General features: G+C 45.2%; 1 pseudogene (running past both ends of the window). It reads right to left on the bottom strand.

The features are described 5' to 3' along the window. Positions 1-2226, bottom strand: a pseudogene (locus A2290_04830) (hypothetical protein) (it extends past both window edges: 172 nt to the left, 2780 nt to the right).

Genomic DNA, 2226 nt, shown 5'->3' with positions numbered 1-2226 from the left:
TTTTTGTCTGACGGGGAGACTGCGTTTATCTTGAAGTCGTATGGGGTTGTGATGTTGACGACTGCTTCGTCTGTTGAAAGGCCGATTCCATCGGCTCCCTCGGCGATTACGCGAACGATGTAGGTGCCGTTATCTGCGTAGCCGCCGGTGTCGAGGCAACCGTCCCAGGAGAGGGAGGCGGCGGACTGGTTGGTGGTTGGGGCGGTTCGCGAACCGCCCTTATCGAGACCGGCCTTACTCATATCGGTTAAGTCTACCAACTGGCTTGTTGCTGGATCGATTATGATCGGCAGATAGGCTTGGGTATATTTTGAGATACCAAGAAAAATCTTGTCGGCGTATGGAGATGGAGCCCCTAAATCCCCTGAAGGGGACTTTGAATTTTCACTTATATTTGCGGTGATCATGATTTGACCGTCGGCTGTGAAGTCAAAGCCGCCTTGAGAAGTGGTATCCCAACTTATCATGTTGTCTTTACTGTCCACTGTAAACTGTACACTGTTAACTTTGAGGGTTCCAGACATGGCAATAATATTTCCACTGAAACGATGAGCTTTGCCATCCGAAGAGGCTCTTAAATGGAACGTTCCATCATCTCCTTGCCAGATGAAGTAGCCGAGATCGCGACCTTCTTTGTAAGAAGGTTCGCCGATGTATGGGGCTCCGAGGATGTTGGGGAAATATTTAAAATACACAGGGGTCAAGGTGTCAAGGTTTCCAGGGTTCGAGGAATTTCCCTCGACACCTTGATCCCTTGAACCCTCGGAACCTGTTGGCTTGAGTATTTCTACATAAACATTCGCCGTCTTAACACTGTTCACGAACCCAATCGGCAATGTAACTGATCCATCACTTTTAAAATCTACACTTGAAGGAATCTCTTTCAATTTGATGTACGGATTGTTTTCTTGACCCTTGCCACTTGTCCCTTGGTTCTGAACATTTATTATTCTTGTCGTAGAAATAACTTCTCCATTGTATCCGCTCTCTTCTACAATAACTTTGATTGTATATTCTCCATTTTCAAGAAGATTTGTATTCAAGTAAGCTAATGTGGAGTTATTTTGTACGGGTCTTACCGAAACATTTCGTCCATCGTCCGTCGTCCCTCGTCCATCTCTGTTCACAAGAGGAACCTCAATTGCCGACATTTCCTGTATCCCACTTGAAACCTCGACACCTTGACCACTTGATCCCTTCGCACAATACACACTATATTGTTTAAATTCCTTCCCATTTGTCCAATCGGGATCGGTTGCTGTTCCACGGATTACGATTGTTCCCGAAACTTCTTGATAATCTTCGGAAGGGTATGAGATTGTTGGCGCAATGCCGTCTTTTACGCATGAGGCATACGCTGAACCAATATTGCCAAAATCATCCTCGGCGATAACTTGGAATCTGTAAGCTCCCTTGGGAAACTCGGAGCTATTTGCATTCCAGGTAATTGATGATGCCCCTAAATCCCCTAAAGGGGACTTGCCTTCTCCCCCTTTAGGGGGTTGGGGGGCAGGTGCATCGTCCCAAGTGTAAACAAGAGCGCCTGTGTTTGAATTGTAGAGTTTAACTTTGGCTTTTGTTTGATCATTGGAAATTATCCGATAGGATAGCGTCGTCTTGTATTTATTCGTACCATTATTCATCATCACATACGGCATTGCGGAGACATTTGTTATTGTTGGCGGTGTGCGATCGATTCGTAAGCCTTCAAAAGTGACAGGATTACTCGAGTTCCCAGCCTCATCTTTTGCAATTAGTTCTACATTATATATCCCATCCTCAAGAGGAGTGGAAAGGGCGTCGTTTAATTTCCACGAGTAAGAAAGAGGTTTCAAGGTGTCAAGGTTTCCAGGGTTCGAGGTGTTTTCCTCGACACCTTGATCCCTTGAACCCTCGGAACCTGTATTTGTAAGATATGCAGTCACTTTGTTTGTTGATAGATTTTTAAGTTGGATAACGACTGATGCGTTTTCATTGGCAGCAGCCGTAAGTTTTAGCTCTTCTGTTTTTGAGGAAACTTTTGTCGGCGACATTGATATGTTTGAGATCGTTGGCGGCATTGAGTCGATTGTAAGTGCTTCTTCTGTAATTGAGAAGTTTCCTGCAAGATCAAAAGCCTTTATCTTGATATTGTATTTCCCGTCGGAAGTTTGCGCGCCGTTTTTGGAACCGTCCCACGAGAAGAAGTTCTCGCCTTTAGAGAGGGACTCTGCAGTTGCGATGTTG

Source organism: candidate division WOR-1 bacterium RIFOXYB2_FULL_36_35, from assembly GCA_001771505.1.
Classification (GTDB): Bacteria; Margulisbacteria; WOR-1; order XYC2-FULL-46-14; family XYC2-FULL-37-10; genus XYB2-FULL-36-35.
Note: the sequence above shows the minus strand (reverse complement) of the source record. Positions and strands in the feature narration are given on the sequence as shown.